This is a genomic window from Mycobacterium sp. Aquia_216 (assembly GCF_026723865.1).
GTDB lineage: Bacteria > Actinomycetota > Actinomycetes > Mycobacteriales > Mycobacteriaceae > Mycobacterium.
Window position 1 is genome coordinate 5,077,583 of sequence record NZ_CP113529.1, and the last position, 17,257, is coordinate 5,094,839.

The following is a 17,257-nucleotide window of genomic DNA, read 5'->3' on the forward strand; positions in this document are numbered from 1 at the left end:
CTGTTGTCTCCTTACTGTCCCGACTGCGTATTTGGAGAGAACCACGGGTCCTGCCAATGGCGGTGCCCACGGACTAGCGACTGCGCGGCCTCGGGTCCCCAGGATCCGGGCTCATAGGGGTGGATTTCGCTCGGCTTGTCCAGCAGCGGCTGGACGATGCGCCACGTCTGTTCGATGCTGTCTTCCCGCGCGAAAAGTTGACGATCGCCGGTCAGCGCGGCGTGCAGCAGCAGTTCATACGGTCCCTCCGCTTCGCCCAGGTCCGTGACGAATACCGAGTCCAGGTGCACGTCGCGCCACTCGCCGTCGGCGAGGGCGGCCAGCTGCAGTCGCATGCCCGGGTCGGGGTCGATGCGCAGCACGATCTGGTTGGGCTCGGCCGTCTTGCGCTGGCGCAGGAAAGCCAACTGCGGAACGCGACGGAGAATCAGCCGCACTTCGGTGACCCGCTCGGGCAGCGCCTTTCCGGCCCGCAGGAAGATCGGCACCCCGGACCAGCGCCAGTTGTCGATCTCGGTGCGTAGCGCGATGAAAGTCTCGGTCGCCGAATCCTTCGCCACCCCGGGGACATCGGTGTATCCGCGGTACTGACCCCGTACGCAGTGTTCGGGATCCAGCGCCGGGATCGCACGGAACACCTCGGACTTCTTGTCGTTGAGGTCGTCGGCACTGCCGCCGACCGGAGGCTCCATCGCCACCATCGCAAGTACCTGCAGCAGATGGTTCTGCACCACGTCGCGAACGGTGCCGACGGCGTCGTAGAACCTGCCCCGATCCTCCACGCCGAAGTTCTCGGCCATCGTGATCTGGATCTCCGACACGCTCTGCCGGTCCCACAGCGCGGCCAGCGCCTGATTGGCGAACCGGAGGCATTCGAGTTCCACCACCGGCTGTTTGCCCAGGAAGTGGTCCACCCGCAGGATCTGGTCTTCGTCCAGTACCGCGTGCAACCGTTCGTTGAGTTCGCACGCGGAGGCCAGGTCATGGCCGAACGGCTTTTCCACCGCGACCCGTGCGCGCTGCAGCAGACCCTCCCTCGCGAGCCCCTCGACAATCGGCGCGAACAACGCGGGCGGCATCTCGAGGTAATACAGCGGGCGGTAGTCCGAACCGATCATCTCGGCCAGCCGGTGATAGAGCTGGCCGTCGGACACGTCGCCGTGGACGTAGTCCAACCGATTGGCCAGCCGGTCGAACACCTCGTCGTCGATCTTCTCCCCGGCGTCGTTGATGGCGCCCCGCGCCCGCTCGATCAAGTCCTGGACACTCATGTCGTCGCTCGCCACACCGAGGATCGGACAGTCCAGCAGGTTGCGGCGCTCTAGCCGATACAACGCCCGGAACGTCATCTTGCGGGCCAGATCGCCGGTAATTCCAAAGATCACCAGCAGGTTGGACGAACCACCACCGTCGTCGGCCAAGACCGAACCTCCCAAAAGTCACCGGATCGGTCCACTCGACATGCACTACCCGGGGGTGATCGAACTCAACCCTAGACACTGCTTATAGGGCCGACAACCGGAAGCCATCGCGCGCTTTGCAAGGATGCGTGGCGTGGGTGATGCACTGCATATCGCGGTCTACGTCCTGGCCGGCGTTGCCGTGATCGAAGCTTGCGCACTCGGCGTGATGTGGAGGTTGCTCGTTCGTAGCCGCGAGGAGGCCGAGGAGTTAAGGCAACGTGCCGACACTCGCAATTGGCTGATATCCGGTGGCCGCGAGGCTGTCAAGACGGTGTGGAACACCGCCTCCGTGATGCGCAAGGAGGGTTTTGGCGCGGCCGTGCGCAGCTCCATCGAAGACCTCGCGGACTGGGCCGAGGTCGAACGGCCCGACCTGGCCCGGGTCACTCCCGACGGACGCGTGGTGATTCTGTTCTCCGACATCGAGGAGTCCACCGCCCTCAATGAGCGGATCGGCGACCGGGCGTGGGTCCGGCTGATCAGCTCGCACGACAAGCTCGTTTCCGGGCTCGTGAAGCGCCGGTCCGGCCATGTGGTCAAGAGCCAGGGCGACGGCTTCATGATCGCCTTCGCGCGGGCCGAGCAGGCGGTGCGCTGTGGCATCGACCTTCAGGGCGAATTGCACAAGGACGCAAAGCGTAAGCGGCACGAGGAGATTCGGGTGCGCATCGGCATCCACATGGGACGCTCGGTACGCCGCGGCGACGATCTGTTCGGGCGCAACGTCGCGATGGCGGCGCGGGTCGCCGCGCAGGCCGCCGGTGGCGAGATCCTGGTGAGCCAATCGGTGCGAGATGCGCTGAGCGACTGTACCGACATCCGGTTCGACGCAGGCCGCGACGTCGAGTTGAAAGGCTTTTCGGGCAGCTATCGCTTGTTCGCGGTGGAGTCGGATTCCGCCAGCCGCTGATGGAGCCGCGAGCGGATCTCGTCGGGGATGTACGCGCGCCGGTTGCGTTGATCACGCACGACCAGCGCGCCCCCGGCGACGACGCCGGCGACACCGGCCAGGCCGATCCACTTCCAAATGTTGCGCATAATTGACACGCTATTACCGCCATGGACACCCTTCACCACAAGGTCGCCGTCATTACCGGGTCGGCCAGCGGCATCGGCCGAATGCCGTATGCGGCCACCAAGGCCGCGATCGTGCAGACCAGCGAAGGTCTGGCAATCTACCTGCGGCCCAAGAACATCGGCGTCACCTTACTGCGCCCGGGCCGGTGCTGACCAATACCCTATGAAAGGCGACACCCGATGACCGACTCTCGCGCCGAAGGCCTTGAGGTGCTTAAGGACATGCTGCCCGGCCTGATACCCGACGACGCCACCACTCTGCGCCGCGGCGGGTTCGCCGACGAGCTGGGCGAACTGAGCCTCGATCACGTCTTCGGCGCGCTGTGGACACGCCCCGGATTGGATCGTCGCTCGCGCAGCCTGGTCACCCTCGGCGCGCTGATCGCACTGCGGGCCACCGAGGAACTGAGGCTGCACTTTCCGATCGCGCTGCGTAACGGGCTGACCATCGACGAGATCGAAGAAGTCATCTACCACATGACGGGCTACGCGGGCTATCCCGCGGCCACCACCGCAAGCAATGTCGCGCGCGACGTTCTGGTCGGCGAATAGGCTTGCCGCAGCATGCTGACCCTGCAACAAGCGCTGAACGAGACGCGGACCGGCGACCTTTGGTTATTTCGGGGCGGTTCGGGACCCGATCGTGCCATTCAGACCTTGACCAACAGTCCGGTGAACCACGTCGGCATGGCCGTGGCCATCGACGACCTGCCACCGCTGATCTGGCATGCCGAATTGGGCGACAAGCTGGTCGATTTGTGGACCGGGACTAACCATCGCGGTGTGCAGCTCAACGACATGCACCAAGCCGTCCTGCAGTGGAGTGAGCGCTACCACCAACGCTGCTGGCTGCGCCAGCTGACACCGCATGCCACCCGCGAACAGGAGGACAAACTGCTGCGGGTGATCGCGCGGATGGACGGCACCGCGTTTCCCACCACCGCCCGGCTGACCGCCCGCTGGTTCCGTGGCCGGCTCCCGACCGCCTATGACTGGGTGCGCGGGATCCCGTTGGTGGACAAGAAAGTTCGTGAGCAGACCCGGCGGCGTCGGGAAAAGCGCAAGGTGAGCCTGGCCACGGCGTATTGCGCCGAGACGGTGGCGATCACCTACGAGGAGATGGGGCTGCTCGTCACCGACAAGGACACCAACTGGTTCGACCCGGGCAAGTTCTGGAGCGGTGACACGCTGCCGTTGGCGCCCGGATATCAGCTGGGCGAAGAAATCGGGGTGACTGTCGGCTAGTCGACCGACATCTCCCCCATCTCCGACCAGCCGGTCGCCTCGATCGTCTGACTGATGATCCGCGGCGTGGACTTCAGCGCCTGCGGGAACTCTTGCATCGCCCGCTTGAAGTGATTGCTGTTGACGTGGATGGCGCCGGCGTCGCCGTCGAGGAACGCCTCGACCAACACATACTCTGCCGGGTTGTCCAGGCTGCGCGACCACTCGAACCATAGGTTGCCCGCCTCGGCGCGGGTGGCCGCGGTGAACGAGGCGACCAGGTCCGGCCAGCGGTCGGTCCAGTCGGGTTTGGTTTCGAACTTGACGACGATGAAGATCATTTGCGGTCCCCGCTTGTGCTCGCAGCTACCAGTGCACTTGCCCGCTCATCGACGGGCAGCGCCAGGATATCGGCCTGTCGCGCCTCGCTTGCGTCCGATGTGGCATTTCGGGTCTTTGTGCGACCCTGTCTCGCGGCGCTACAGCAAAGTCCGCTTGGATGTCTTAGTTGACACCCACGCGGACTTTGCTTTGATCCTGTGCTTATCGAATTTGCAATGATACCCACATAAATGTGGCGTAGCTCACGGCCGGTCGCTTTTCGCGACTACCTCACTGGCGCCAAGCGCGTAATGCAATGAACGCGATCCGCGTCGCAATTCTATCCGCGGAATTAGATAACGCGAGCACCATCCATTTCTTTATCAATTTGGAATTCCGGCATCGCCGGGCGGCGGCAATTCCGGAGCCGGCGGAGCCGGTGGTGCCGGCGCCACGGCACCGACCAAAACGGGCGGCGCGTCCGGCGGCGGAGGCGGTGCATCCGGCGGCGGAAGCGGAGGCCCTTCAGCGTCCGGCGGCATCGGCAAGAACATGTGATGCGTGAATCCGGGCTGGTAAGCGCCCGCACCACCGATGTGCACACCACCACGCTCACCGCTGGACACCGGGGTGCCGTCCGGCAGGGTCACTGCCGTGTGGCCACCGTTCCAGCCGACAACCAACGCGTTGGGGGCCGTTCCATATTGAAAGCCACGCGCCAATAACGCGCCTTCTTCGTTCCCTGTATTAAATCGATCTCCAAAAACCGGCCGATCGGTTGCCGCATTGACAACCCACGAGACAAGTCCCGAACAATCGGTACCTGCGGGAGAATCTCCACCCACAATATACGGCGTCCCCGAGACCTGATTGATCAGCGACACCAACGATGCAAGAACAAACATGACGACGGACACTAGCAACAAGGTAGTTAGCGAGACAAAATTTGTGGCCTGCGTCACGTGGCGATTAAATAATGGCCTGCGCTGCCCTTACAGCAAATAAGTCACGGGAATGCATATTTAAGGAAACGGAAGTTGTCAGCCGGTTGGCCAGGCGTTATCCCGCCGACGCGGGCCTGAGCCGGAACACCGGAATGCCGCGCCCGGCGGCAGCGGCCTTGACGCGGTAGTCGCCGTAGTTGACGCAGACATGCTCAGCAACCGCGTACAGGCGCTCGTAGTCGTCGGGATCGGTGACCTCCTCCGCGACGAAGTGCTCGTCGCCGAGCTTGCATTCGGGATGCGCCTTGAGGTTGTGGTACCACTGCGGATTCTTGGGTTCACCCAAGTAGGAGGCGACCAGGATCGCGTCGGCGCCGTCGTGGAAGTACGCGAGTTGGTGCTCGCGCGGTTGACCCGATTTCGCGCCCGTGCTGATCAATGGAGCCGAGGAAAGCCCGCCAAGGATGGACGGGTAGCGCCCACCGGTTGCGCGGTACAGCCACGGATCGATGTGCCAGAAAAGATGCCGCGCCATGAACCCTCCAGTCCGCGAGCGGCCGAAGCGCTCCAGGGCCCGGTACCACCGGCCGTACTCCTTGGTCGGGTCGACGTAGTGCAGCGGCATGCGGCGACCCTACCGTCTGATCTACGGCTGGTTTCCGAGCAGGTGCGCGTAGGGATCGGTCTCGGAGTCGACCGATTCGGGCATCGGATAATACGTCTTGATCAGCAGGTTGCCGTCATCATCCCAGGCGAATGTCTCTATGCTGTAAGCCATTTGAACGTTCGGTTCGGCTCCGAAGTGGTTCTCACACACCCAAGCCATCTCGTTGCCATTCACCTGCACGGTGATCATCTTGATCTTGAGGATGGACTGGAACATGTCGAACGCGTCCGACGTCGCGGCCTCGAAACCATGCTTTTCCACCGTACCGACCGGATCGAACATGCGGACCTCGCCGGGGCAGATGGTCCGCCACGATGCCACCCACTCGTCTTTCTTGCCCGCGTTCCACAATTCGGCATGCTTGCCCGCGTGCGCGAGGCGCGCCTGACGACTGGGAACACCACCCACGTCCGCATCCCTTCGACTCGAAGTCCGGTTAGACCGGAGTCCAGATCCCGTTGTTGAAGAATCCCCACGCTCCGGAAGTCGGGTTCCACATCAAATGGGCCTGCGGCGCCCACGCCGGTGGAGGTGGCTGCGGGGGCGCCCACGGCGGCGGGGGTCCCCAGGGTCCCCAGCCCGCCGGTGCCGGGCCTTGCCAGTCGTGGCACTGATTCCAGTCCCAGTGATAGTTGGTCCCCCAAGCCGGGTCCCATTGCTGACCCGGACACCAGTGATTGCCGGGCGCGGGAGCTGGGGCCGCCTGGGCGACACCGCCGGCCAGGCCCACCGCAGACAACGCCAGGGCGCCGACCGCCAACAGCCGGATCCACCGTCTCGTGTGGTTTTCCCTCGCCATCCCCTAAGAATGGTCGGCCCGCGACGTCACCGCTAGTGTTCGGCAAACTGGCTCCCGCCTCCCGGTCGATGCATCAGTGCGCGCCGCTACACGTTGAACTTCGCGCGCGCCTCCTCCGTCACCGGCGTGAACAGGTTGACCAGGTTTCCATCCGGGTCTCGAAAAAGCAGGGCACGGTTACCCCACGGCATCGTCGTCGGCTCGGTCACGATCTCGCCGACGCTCCCTCTGAGTCGCTCATATTCGGCGTCCACGTCCTCGACGATGAACTCCAGGATCGCGCTCCGGTTGGCCGCCGCCTCGGCAGAACCGGCCCCGAACAGCGGTACGGTCTTGTCACTTCCGATGGCCAGCGTCCCGGCCGATGTCGGAATCTCGGCGAACAGTTCGTTGCCCCAGACCGGGGCCGTTTCGGTGACCATCTCGTAGAAAGCAACGAGCCGATTGACGTCTGCGGTGATGATGCGGGTCGAAACGAACTTCATGGGGCGTCCTTGGATACTCGGGTGGCGCGGCCTGCGGACAGCGTCTTCGAACGGGAACGCTAGCCACCTCCTCCGACAGCCGGCCGTTTGAACGGTCGGCTCAAGGCCGCCGCCGATCAACGCGTGAACAGGGACAGTTCGTTGCCCCGCGCCGGCTCGAAAGGGAGTGTGAGCGAGACATATCCGTTGCGTGGGTCGCGGACGTAGTCGAGATAGTTCGGCGTGCCGTTTTCGGCGAGTATCAGCGCGTTGGGCTGTAGGTGCGGTTCCAACAGCCGCAGCACCGGCAGGTACAGACTGAACGCACCGTCGAGGTGGACCAGGTCGACGGGGCCGCCCACGCCCTCGCGCAGTGTGTCGAGGGCATCGCCGACGCGAATTTCGACGAGGTCGGCTACCCGCGCAGCGACCAGATGTTCCAGCGCTCGGGCCGCCTTGGCGGGTTCTAGTTCCGTGCCGACGACCGTGCCGCTTCCGTTGTCGCGAAGGGCGCAGGCCAGGTGGATCGTAGAAATGCCGAAGGAGGTTCCGAACTCGACGACGCGGGAGGCGTTTCGGGTACGCGCACAGATATAGAGCAGGCGCCCGAATTCCGGTGAGACGCTGAGGAAGTTACCTACTGCTTGGCGGTAGAGGTCCTTGTAGTCCTGGGCTTCGGCTTCGAGCACGCTGACCAACGGGTCGACTCCCGGTTCGGCGTTAGCGAGCAGGTCCGCGATGAAGGGCCGATCGGCAATCTCCGCCTCGCGGAAAAGGCGGTCAAGGACGTCGGCAACCGGCGACGTAGTGAGTGAGTCCATAACTTAGGGTACCCTAAGTTATGGACTCGGCCCAGCGTTTGCCCGTAACAAGGCCGAGGACGGCGCCTCACATAGTGCGCGTGCTGCCACCGTCGATGAGGTATTCCGCGCCGGTGAGGTAGCCGGCTCTGTCGGAGACGAGAAAGGCAACTAAATCCCCCACATCGTGCGGCGTGCCGGGTTGGCCGAGCGGGATTCCACCGATCGATTCGATGATCTCTTCGCGCGCCGCGGCACTGCTGATCTGGCGGGCCGCAGCGTGCTGGTTGGTGAACTCCCTCGCGGCCTCGGTTTCGATGAATCCGGGTGAGACGCTGTTGACGCGAATGCCGTGCTGCGCCAGATCATTCGACAGCGACTTGCTGTAGTTGGCGAGAGCTGCCTTCGCTGCCGCGTAGGGTGCTGTGCCGGGCATTGGGCTGCGGCGCTGGACTGAGGTGATGTGGACGATCGCTCCACGCTTGTTCGCGATCATTGTGGGCGTCAGTGCCCGGTCCAGTCGCACTGCGCCGAAGAAGTTCGTCTCAAATGCCTGCTGCCAGTCGTCATTTGTCAGGGAGACGGTCCCGCCGGGTTTGATGTCGGAACCGCCGACGTTGTGAATCAGGATGTCCAGGCCGCCGCCGAGTAGCTCCAATGTGCGCTCGGCGAGTGCCGACGTCCCGCCCACAGTGGAGACGTCAGCCTTGACGAATCCTTCGGTTGGCGCGTCGGGTGTCGTGCGTGCCGCGACGATGACGGTTGCGCCCGCAGCACGTAGTCGATCGGCGATGCCCTTGCCGATGCCGCGCGTACCGCCGGTGACGAGGGCGCGCTTTCCGGTCAGCTCCGCTGGCGTTTGGGTGATCGTGGCGGCGGTGACGGGTGTCATGGCGCTCCTGGTGGCCGAGTTCATGCCCTGGGCGTAAGGACGTCGATGATGGGCCAGGCGACTTCGGTTCTCCATTGGGTTTCGTCTGCCGTGTGCGTGCGATCACAGTGGTAGTACTCGCGGATGCGTGGTCCGACGGCGAGTCCTTGGCTGGCTATGTAGCTGCCAAGCTCGGCGTAGGCGAGGTCGATATCGGCCGGGGCGCCGTGGTGGGTCGTCACGGCGACCTCCGCGGCGGGCACCAGGATGGGTTCGACGTGCCCCAGTTGCCGTGGTGTGGTGACGGGGATAAACACGGTGGCTTGGCCTGGTTCGTGTTGAAACAGGCTCTCGTCGTATATCCCGCCCGCGGGCCCGGTTTGGTCAAGCCGACCAGTCCGCACCGCCTCACGAATATCGTGTAGGGCGTCGTGCCACCAGATTTCGATGTCGATGGGGTCGACGGTGGCGGTGATGGCGACCGCTGGGATGGTCGACTCGGCACGTCGGTGCACGGGCTGCGGACTCGCCGCGTTATTCAGCAGGGCCCGAAGCGAATTGACCGCGGCCTTTGTCTGGGCCAGCTCGGCTTCGAGGTGGTCGATGTGGGCTGCGATCAAGGATTCGCGCTCACCGGCATGCTGAGCGACAAGAACTTCTCGGACGTCGGCGACGGGCATCCGCAGGTCACGTAGTCGTCGGATCAGTTGAGCGGTGGGCAGTTGGTCGAGAGAGTAGTAGCGGTATCCGGTCTCGCTATCGACGTGTACCGGTTCGAGTAGTCCGACATGGTGGTAGTGGCGCAGCGTCTTGACGCTGAGGTGGGTCATCGTGGCGAATTGCCCGACAGAAACGGTGATGCTCATGGCGGCTCCGGGTCAGGAGGGCCGCTCCCCGCTCGGAAGCGGCCCCTCTGGTCAATACTGCGGTTCGGTGTTCTTGATGATGAACAGGCTGACGATCTTGCCGTCACGCAGGCGGAAGTAGTTCGTCATGACCAACGGGTCGGGTAGACCGGTCTTGTCGTAGTCACCGTCGTAGCGGCACCGAACGCACCACATGCCGGCGTTGTCGACGACCTCGACGGGTTCGATCGTGACGCGGTCGCCGACAAACTCTTTGGCCATGAACGCGCGGATACGGTTGGTGCCCCAGAACTCCCGCGAGAAGTCGTTCACGAGCGCATCGTCCGCGAAGGTCTCCATGATCGCGTCCACGTCGAAGCTGTTGATCGCGGCGAAGTGCGCGGTGAGCACGGTGTCCAGTCTGAGCTGTGTAGTCATTGCTTCCTCCTTGCGTCCTGACGTCGAATGACCGTCGGACACAGCCTGAGCCCTCCCGTTACGGGAGAGTCAAGCCGTTGAAGAGCCAAAGTGGCTGCTGCTAGACGTTGAACCGGAATTCGACCACGTCACCGTCGGCCATCACGTAGTCCTTGCCTTCCATCCGGACCTTGCCGGCCGCCTTGGCCGCCGCCATCGACCCGGCGTCGATCAGGTCGTCATACGACACGATTTCGGCTTTGATGAAGCCCTTCTCGAAGTCGGTGTGGATCACTCCGGCGGCCTTGGGCGCGGTATCGCCTTGATGAATCACCCACGCGCGCGCCTCTTTTGGGCCTACTGTCAGGTAGGTCTGCAGCTTGAGAGTGTGAAAACCCGCCCGCGCCAACGCATCTAGTCCACGCTCGGTTTGCCCGATGGACTCAAGCAACTCGGCCGCCGACTCGTCGTCGAGTTCGGCCAGCTCGGATTCAATCTTCGCGTCGAGGAACACCGCGTCGGCCGGTGCGACCATCGCGCTCAGCTCGGCCTTGCGGGCGTCGTCGGTCAGCACCGACTCGTCGGCGTTAAACACGTACAGAAACGGCTTGGTGGTCATCAGGTTCAGCTCGCGCAGCAGTGACGCGTCGACACCGGCCGCGAAGAGCGTCTTGCCGGAGTCCAGCACGGCCTCGGCAGCGACGGCCGCCTCGTGCACGGGCTTGCGCTCCTTGTTGTTGCGGGCTTCCTTCTCCAGCCTCGGGATGGCCTTCTCCAGCGTCTGCATGTCGGCGAGGATCAACTCGGTCTCGATCACCTCGATGTCGGAACGCGGATCGACCTTGCCGTCGACGTGCACGACGTCGTCGTCAGCGAACACCCGCACCACCTGGCAGATCGCGTCGCACTCGCGGATGTTGGCCAGGAACTTGTTGCCGAGCCCGGCGCCCTCGGAGGCGCCTTTCACGATTCCGGCGATGTCGACGAAGGTGACCGGCGCCGCAACGATGCGCTCGGATCCGAATAGTTCCGCCAGCTTGTCGAGCCGCGGATCGGGCAGCGATACCACACCCTCGTTCGGTTCGATCGTCGCGAACGGATAGTTCGCCGCCACCACGTTGTTGCGGGTCAGCGCATTAAACAGTGTCGACTTGCCCACGTTGGGTAGGCCCACGATTCCCAGGCTCAGGCTCACGGGGAACCAAGTTTAGGGCTCCGCGCCCGCAGCCTTGGCGCCGCGCATCGATTCCCGCGTAAAACCCGTGCCACGCCCGGCATCTGTACGAGGTATTTACGGGGGTTTTGGCCCATTGCCGGTACGGTCTACATGTGTCAGCGCAGCGGGCAACCTCGGCAGTAGAAGCTGCCCATCGCTCAATCCACCCCGGCATTCCGGGTGTGCCGTCGTGGATAGCCCTGCTCATCGCGATCACCGCGACTGCCATTGGGTATGGCATCGACTCCGGATCCGGCCACAAGGAGCTGACCGGCATCTTCGCCGGCCTCTATATAGCGGGCTGCGTGGCAGCTGTGCTGGCCGTGCGTCAGGACGGGCTGTTCACCGCGGTTATCCAGCCGCCGCTGATACTTTTCTGCGCGGTGCCGGGGGCTTACTGGCTGTTCCACGGTGCCAAACTCGGCAGCCTCAAAGACCTGCTGATCAACTGCGGCTATCCGCTCATCGAGCGGTTCCCCCTGATGCTGGGCGCCGCCGGTGGCGTCCTACTGATCGGCCTGATCAGGTGGTACACGGGTCTCTCGCAGCGGACGCCTGCCGCGGACGCGACTGGCGACACCGCTGCTGCCGGTCCCGCGCCGAAGTCGTCCTTCGTCCAGGTCGTCAGCGCGAAGCTGAACTCGCTCCTGGGCATTGCGTCCTCCGAAGAGGATGCCGACGAAGCCACCGACGCACCCCGCGCCGCGAGGTCCTCCGCCAGAGCCAGCCGAACCTCGCGCAGCGGTCGGTCCGCCACGGGTTCGGCCCGAAGTCGCTCCCGGCACGCCCGCCCGTCGCCGGAAGACGAGCACGGACCCGTCGACGAGCGGCCACGCCGGCGGCGCCAGGCCCCGTCCCGCGACTTCGATCCCGCCGACCCGCCGCGCCGGTCCTCTGGACGCCGTCCGCGACCGCAGAGCGATCCGGATCTCCGCGGCCAGTCGCCGCGGGAAGGCCGTCGCGAGCCGCGCGGCCGCCCCAACCCCTACGAGCGTCCGGCTCCGCGCGGCAGCCGCCACGACGACGGCTACGACAGGTACGAACCACCGTCCCCCGGCAGATACCAGTCCTACGACCCGTCCGAGTCCTACCCGGGCGCCGCCGAGCCTCGGCGCCGCCGCCCCGCAGCGAACGGCACGAACGGCTCCGATTCCACGCACCACCCGATCTCGCAGGTCCGCTACCGCGGATCGGGCCCGTCGGATGAGCGCCGCGGTGAGCCGCGCGGGGATCGCCGCAGTCGACTACGTTCGAACGGCCGGCCTTCGGAAAGACCGCCGGCAGAATCCTGGGAGTACGACGCCTGAGCTGCGTTTTACCGTTACCCGGCGCCGAGGTCGACCCAATTCTGCGGGACGAATCCGAAGATGTTGGGCCGGCGTCGCGCGGAGTGCAGTTTTGCCTTGCCGTAGCGGCGGCAATTTAGCGACCGCCTGGTCGGGCCTGGCCGGCGGTCGGGCGCCAGCTCATGGCGTCTTGACGGTAACGTAATTGCCTTGCCGCACAAGGATTTCGGCTTACTGGATGCGTGACGCGCAACCGGCAGCTAGCTTCTGAATCCCGTTGGCCAATTCGCCGCGACGGGCTCCTCGGCCTGCTCAATCAGCCGGTAATGCAGACGGCGCGCGACGGTGCCGTCGAGGCCGATGGCGAAGACGTATGACCCGACTTCCTCGAACGGAAGGACGGGAACGTTGAGTGCAAAAGCAACCGACTGAGTGTCGCCATCCTTGAGGTGGTGCGGCCGGCCGACGTTGAAATGGAACTGCGCGCGAAACGGCTCGCGTTCGCCTGGGCCCCTTTGAATCTCCACCTGATGCCCGTCAGCGTCCTCGAGCTCGACGGTGACTGTGTGCTGCTCATCGGTCGCCGACCACGGGACCTCGACGACAATTCCGATGCCCAGTGAGATAGCGAAGGGTCCCGACCGTCCAGCAGGGATGACAGTGCGATCTATGCCGCCACCCAGTACGTATAACAAATTGTTCTGGGCCTCGGCATGATTACACAGGACGGCTGTTAACTCCATGAATTACTCCCAATCCGACCGGTGCTGGAATAGCCGACTCACCATATCCGTGCGGCCCTGCGAACGCTGTACGGAGCGTCTTGGAACACTGACCACGATCCAGACGGGACCGGACCGGTCAACATCCGTCCACGATGACACACCACCCATCGAGCAATCGAAACCCGTTGAACTGCAACAAGGTTTGGCAGATCGCTGACCGATATGACACTGCTTTTCCTGGCAGGGCGCCAGCGGTCACTGACCTTGCCGACCGGGCCGGCACAACGTTCGACCTTCAGCCGCATCGAACGTGATCCGCCATGCCCAACTCAGGGAGGGGGGTTGAGATCACGCAATCACGCGCCGGATACCGCGCCGATGGCTTCCTCGCACGCAACCAATCGCTGAATCCCTCTTGCCGAATCCTTCATCGTCGTGACCCGCCCGCCTCAAGACTGGTTGCCCGCGCTGATTTAGTCGACTCCGCGGCGAAATCCGTCGCGACGCCCTTGGCTGCTGAGCGCGCGGCAGTTGTCGATTGCGCGACCAGTCCGCGTGGCTTTGGGCCGATCGCTGACCAAGCGTGCAGTGACGTGGACGTAAATTATCTTGGGCGCAACAAACGCCAGATCAAGGCAGACGGCGTGACAGCCCAGCTCGGGCATAATTTGACTTACTTTTTTATAAGACACCGTTCTGTCAACGTGTTCTGCATCACGTTTCAAGCGGGTCGCTGCTGGTGGCCGGTGGTGTTATATGTGAAACGTATTTGACGTGTGTTTGAGCGGGATGCGGGGGGTCTGCGGCCAGCGTCGCGCGCTTCGAACCCGGGGAAAAGGGGGCCAAGCGATGGATTTCGGGTTGCTGCCACCAGAGATCAACTCCGCCCGTATCTACGCTGGCCCGGGCCCGGGCCCGATGCTGGCCAACGCGGCGGGCTGGGACGCCCTGGCCGCCGAACTGGAATCCGCCGCCACCGGCTACTCCGCCCAAATCACCGGACTCACCGGCATCGCCTGGTCGGGCCCGGCCTCCACGGCGATGAGCGCCGCAGCCACCCCCTACATGGAATGGCTAGAAACCAGCGCCGCCGCTGCCGCCCAGACCGCCACCCAGGCCTACGGCGCCGCAGCCGCCTACGAAGCAGCATTCGCCATGACCGTGCCCCCACCAGTCATCGCCGCCAACCGCGCCCAACTCATGACGTTGATCGCCACCAACTGGCTCGGACAAAACACCCCCGCGATCGCCGCTACCGAAGCCCAGTACATGCAGATGTGGATCCAAGACACCACCGCCATGTACAGCTACGCCGGCGCCGCCGAAACCGCCAGCACCCTCACACCCTTCAACGAACCACCCCAAACCACCAACCCCAACAGCCAAACCGACCAAGCCCGCGCCCTCGCCCAAACCACCGGCAACACCACCACCGCCCGCACCCAAACCCTGGTACAAACCGCCACCACCAACACCAGCCAACAACTCAGCGCAGCCAACGTCGCCCCACAGGCCGCCGCGGACGCCGGGAGCACCTTCGATGTCCCCGCCGGCACGACTTACACCCTGTCCGGCAATACGATCCTCGGCACGGGCCAAACGTATACATCGATGACGGTCGAAGGCACCCTCAACATCACCGCCGGCACCACCCTCGACATCGAATCCGGCGGAAGCCTGATCATTCAATCCGGGGGCACCGTCACTGACTTCGGCGCCATCACCGTTAACGGCGGCACCCTCACCAATGCCGGCACTCTCACCATCGCCAACGGCCCAATCGTAGTACTCGGCGACAGCGGCATCCTCACCATCAACAGTGGCACCCTCACAAACACCGGTACCCTGGCCATCAGTAGCAACTTAACCGGTATCCCCTACCACGTTGCCCTCAACGTCAACGGCGGCACACTCATTAACAGCGGCGCTATCACCGTTACCAACAATGGGGCCATCACCGGCAGCAGCGTCAACCTCACCGTCAACGGCGGCACCCTCGCCAACAGCGGCACCATCACCGTTACCAACAATGGGGCCATCACCGGCAGCAGCGTCAACCTCACCATCGGCCCCGGGGGCACCCTCAACGACACCGGCACACTCACCATCAACACCGGCGGCACCCTCAACGACACCGGCAACCTCACCATCGGCAACAGCACCCTCAATCAAACCGGTACCCTCACCAACAGCGGCACCCTCAACGACACCGGCACCCTCACCATCGACCAAGGCACCCTCGCCAACAACGGCACCCTCAACGACACCGGCACCCTTACCATCAACCCCGGCACCGCCCTCAACCCCAACACCATCCTCAACAACAGCGGCACCCTCAACATCGCTACCTCCACCACCCACACCGGTACCCTCACCATCGACCCCGGCCCCACCGCCAGCAACAACGGCATCCTCAACAACAGCGGCACCCTCACCATCAACACCGGCGGCACCCTCAACGACGGCGGCACCCTCACCATCGACCCCACCGGCACTCCGAACGGCGGTACCCTCACCATCAACCCCGGGGGCACCCTCAACGAATCCGACATGCTCACCATCAACACCGGCGGTACCCTCAACGACAGCGGCACCCTGACCGTCAACGACGGCGGTGTCCTCACCGACGCCGGCTCTCTCACCATCAACCCCACCAGTGCCCCCAACACCGGCACGCTCACCATCAACACCGGCGGCGTGCTCCAAGACGTCAACGGCGGCACCCTGATCGTCGACCCCGGCGGCACCCTCACCGACTCCGGCACCATCGCCGTCAACACCGGCGGCACCCTCACCGACAGCGGCACCCTCACCATCAACACCGGCGGCACCCTCAACGTCAGCGTCCATGGCACCCTCAACGTCACCTCCAGCGGCACCTTGACCGACAGCGGCACCCTCAACATCAACGACACCGGCACCCTCACCGACTCCGGCACCCTCACCGTCAACACCGGCGGCACCCTCAACGACACCGGCAACCTCACCATCAACACCGGCGGCACCCTCACCGTCAACGACGGCGGTATCGTGGACGACTACGGAACCCTCACCGTCAACTACGGCGGCACCTTCACCGTCAACCAAAGCAGTTATCTCACCGTCGGCAGCGGCGGGATCCTCGACGACTACGGAACCCTCACCGTCAACGACGGTGGCTATCTCCTCTTCAATCCCCACAGCACCCTCAGCGTCGACACAGGCGGCACCCTCACCGTCAACCCCGGCGGCTATTTCGACGACTACGGCGTCCTCACCATCAACAACGGTGGCACCCTCACCGTCGACCCCGGCGGCTTCTTCGACGACTACGGAACCCTGAACGTCAACACCGGGGGCACCCTGACCGACAGCGGCACCCTGGTTCTCGACGGCAGCACCCTCAACGACTACGGCACATTCACCATCAACACGGGCGGCGCCGTCACCCTCAACGACGGCACCATCCTCACCGTCAACGCCGACGGCACCCTTTCCATCAACACTGGCGGCTACCTCACGGTCAACGCCAGCAGCACCGTCCCCGTCCAATCCGGCGGCACCCTGTTCGTCGGCCCGGGTGAGATGGTCACCGTCGGACACGGGGGCTCCGCCGGCCCGAGCGGCTACATCGGCCCCGTCACTGTCGCTCCGGGCACGCCGCCGGTTCCCCCGACGCCGCTGGACCCCGACAGCCTGCTATTGGCTTCGCCAGGCCTGTCGGGAACCTCAGGAATCCAACCCCAGCTCAATGCCGACGCGCTTTTAGATGCACTCTCCAACGGTCCCGACGACCTGGACCGCGACAACAGATCGCTCGAGATACTGGAAGACATCATCAGCTAGCTGCGGCGCTATCGGACGCACTCTCCTAGAGGAGCGCTGAGCGTTCAGAGCAGCGAACGGACCTCCCGGGGCAGCGCAAACACCAGCGTTTCCTGCGCCGTCGTCGCGGGTTACACCACGTCGAAGCCGGACTGGGCGAGCGACTACAGCACAGATAACCGCTTCAAACCACGCTGGGTCGATGCGGCGGCCCAGTTGACTAAAGGTGGGCGGCACACCATTGGCCGAGCAATCCACTCACATCGGCCCGAGCAACCCCTCCCATCAGCTCGGGCCGTCCGCAAAGTCCAATCCGGAAGAGTCCTCACCTTTA

General features: G+C 64.2%; 20 protein-coding genes and 1 pseudogene. 6 read left to right on the forward strand and 15 right to left on the reverse strand.

The genetic code is table 11. The annotated features are described in order from the left end of the window. Positions 1 to 11 precede the first annotated feature (11 nt). Positions 12 to 1,421 (reverse strand): glucose-6-phosphate dehydrogenase, encoded by a 1,410-nt coding sequence (locus tag OK015_RS23645; protein WP_268126631.1) that lies wholly within the window; start codon positions 1,419 to 1,421, stop codon positions 12 to 14. Positions 1,422 to 1,545: 124 nt separating this feature from the next. On the opposite strand from OK015_RS23645, the gene OK015_RS23650 reads away from it, so the two are divergent. After that, complete coding sequence (locus OK015_RS23650) at positions 1,546 to 2,373, forward strand: adenylate/guanylate cyclase domain-containing protein (protein ID WP_268126632.1); 828 nt, start codon at positions 1,546 to 1,548, stop codon at positions 2,371 to 2,373. On the opposite strand, the gene OK015_RS23655 is transcribed toward OK015_RS23650, so the two are convergent. Further along, a complete protein-coding gene (locus tag OK015_RS23655; protein ID WP_268126634.1) occupies positions 2,331 to 2,501 on the reverse strand; it encodes a hypothetical protein in 171 nt (56 codons plus the stop codon). The genes OK015_RS23650 and OK015_RS23655 overlap by 43 nt on opposite strands. A gap of 21 nt (positions 2,502 to 2,522) precedes the next feature. On the opposite strand from OK015_RS23655, the gene OK015_RS23660 reads away from it, so the two are divergent. From OK015_RS23660 to OK015_RS23670, 3 genes are read left to right on the forward strand one after another with little or no spacing between them, the layout of a single operon-like run. Then, the gene (locus OK015_RS23660) at positions 2,523 to 2,693 is read left to right on the forward strand and encodes a hypothetical protein (RefSeq protein ID WP_268126636.1); all 171 of its coding nucleotides are present in this window, start codon (positions 2,523 to 2,525) and stop codon (positions 2,691 to 2,693) included. A 27-nt stretch (positions 2,694 to 2,720) separates the two neighbouring features. Next, entirely contained in the window at positions 2,721 to 3,092 is a 372-nt protein-coding gene (locus OK015_RS23665; RefSeq protein ID WP_268126638.1) for a carboxymuconolactone decarboxylase family protein, read from the forward strand. Between the two features lie 12 nt (positions 3,093 to 3,104). Continuing rightward, complete coding sequence (locus OK015_RS23670) at positions 3,105 to 3,785, forward strand: guanylate cyclase (protein ID WP_268126639.1); 681 nt, start codon at positions 3,105 to 3,107, stop codon at positions 3,783 to 3,785. Here the strand turns inward: OK015_RS23670 and OK015_RS23675 are convergent. The 11 genes from OK015_RS23675 to ychF form a co-directional block, all read right to left on the reverse strand. After that, positions 3,782 to 4,105, reverse strand: a complete 324-nt coding sequence (locus OK015_RS23675; protein WP_268126641.1) for a putative quinol monooxygenase — start codon at positions 4,103 to 4,105, stop codon at positions 3,782 to 3,784. The two genes, OK015_RS23670 and OK015_RS23675, sit on opposite strands and share 4 nt — an antisense overlap. Positions 4,106 to 4,468: 363 nt before the next feature. After that, complete coding sequence (locus OK015_RS23680) at positions 4,469 to 5,047, reverse strand: peptidoglycan endopeptidase (RefSeq protein ID WP_442791151.1); 579 nt, start codon at positions 5,045 to 5,047, stop codon at positions 4,469 to 4,471. A gap of 97 nt (positions 5,048 to 5,144) precedes the next feature. Continuing rightward, on the reverse strand, positions 5,145 to 5,654 hold the full coding sequence (locus OK015_RS23685) for a nitroreductase/quinone reductase family protein (protein WP_268126644.1): 510 nt from the start codon (positions 5,652 to 5,654) through the stop codon (positions 5,145 to 5,147). 21 nt (positions 5,655 to 5,675) lie between these two features. Beyond that, entirely contained in the window at positions 5,676 to 6,104 is a 429-nt protein-coding gene (locus OK015_RS23690) for a hypothetical protein (protein ID WP_268126645.1), read from the reverse strand. Positions 6,105 to 6,132: 28 nt separating this feature from the next. Beyond that, positions 6,133 to 6,495, reverse strand: coding sequence for a hypothetical protein (locus OK015_RS23695; RefSeq protein ID WP_268126647.1), 363 nt, complete (start codon positions 6,493 to 6,495; stop codon positions 6,133 to 6,135). Positions 6,496 to 6,581: 86 nt separating this feature from the next. Further along, a complete protein-coding gene (locus tag OK015_RS23700; protein WP_268126648.1) occupies positions 6,582 to 6,980 on the reverse strand; it encodes a VOC family protein in 399 nt (132 codons plus the stop codon). Positions 6,981 to 7,096: 116 nt separating this feature from the next. Further along, a complete protein-coding gene (locus OK015_RS23705) occupies positions 7,097 to 7,780 on the reverse strand; it encodes an O-methyltransferase (protein WP_268126651.1) in 684 nt (227 codons plus the stop codon). A gap of 67 nt (positions 7,781 to 7,847) precedes the next feature. After that, positions 7,848 to 8,651, reverse strand: coding sequence for an SDR family oxidoreductase (locus tag OK015_RS23710; RefSeq protein ID WP_268126654.1), 804 nt, complete (start codon positions 8,649 to 8,651; stop codon positions 7,848 to 7,850). A 20-nt stretch (positions 8,652 to 8,671) separates the two neighbouring features. After that, positions 8,672 to 9,496, reverse strand: coding sequence for a MerR family transcriptional regulator (locus OK015_RS23715; protein WP_268126656.1), 825 nt, complete (start codon positions 9,494 to 9,496; stop codon positions 8,672 to 8,674). Positions 9,497 to 9,547: 51 nt separating this feature from the next. Beyond that, complete coding sequence (locus OK015_RS23720) at positions 9,548 to 9,913, reverse strand: nuclear transport factor 2 family protein (protein ID WP_268126658.1); 366 nt, start codon at positions 9,911 to 9,913, stop codon at positions 9,548 to 9,550. A gap of 100 nt (positions 9,914 to 10,013) precedes the next feature. Continuing rightward, positions 10,014 to 11,087, reverse strand: coding sequence for a redox-regulated ATPase YchF (ychF, locus tag OK015_RS23725; protein ID WP_268126660.1), 1,074 nt, complete (start codon positions 11,085 to 11,087; stop codon positions 10,014 to 10,016). 134 nt (positions 11,088 to 11,221) lie between these two features. On the opposite strand from ychF, the gene OK015_RS23730 reads away from it, so the two are divergent. After that, positions 11,222 to 12,415: a DUF6542 domain-containing protein gene (locus OK015_RS23730; protein ID WP_268126662.1), complete on the forward strand. Its 1,194-nt coding sequence runs from the start codon at positions 11,222 to 11,224 to the stop codon at positions 12,413 to 12,415. Positions 12,416 to 12,654: 239 nt separating this feature from the next. Here the strand turns inward: OK015_RS23730 and OK015_RS23735 are convergent, their stop codons facing one another. Continuing rightward, on the reverse strand, positions 12,655 to 13,137 hold the full coding sequence (locus OK015_RS23735) for a DUF6941 family protein (RefSeq protein WP_268126664.1): 483 nt from the start codon (positions 13,135 to 13,137) through the stop codon (positions 12,655 to 12,657). An 831-nt stretch (positions 13,138 to 13,968) separates the two neighbouring features. Here OK015_RS23735 and OK015_RS29325 point away from each other — a divergent pair. Then, positions 13,969 to 16,944, forward strand: coding sequence for a PPE family protein (locus OK015_RS29325; RefSeq protein ID WP_442791152.1), 2,976 nt, complete (start codon positions 13,969 to 13,971; stop codon positions 16,942 to 16,944). A 44-nt stretch (positions 16,945 to 16,988) separates the two neighbouring features. Here OK015_RS29325 and OK015_RS29115 read toward each other — a convergent pair. After that, a pseudogene (locus OK015_RS29115) lies at positions 16,989 to 17,084 on the reverse strand (hypothetical protein); the annotation flags it as partial. Between the last annotated feature and the right edge of the window lie 173 nt (positions 17,085 to 17,257).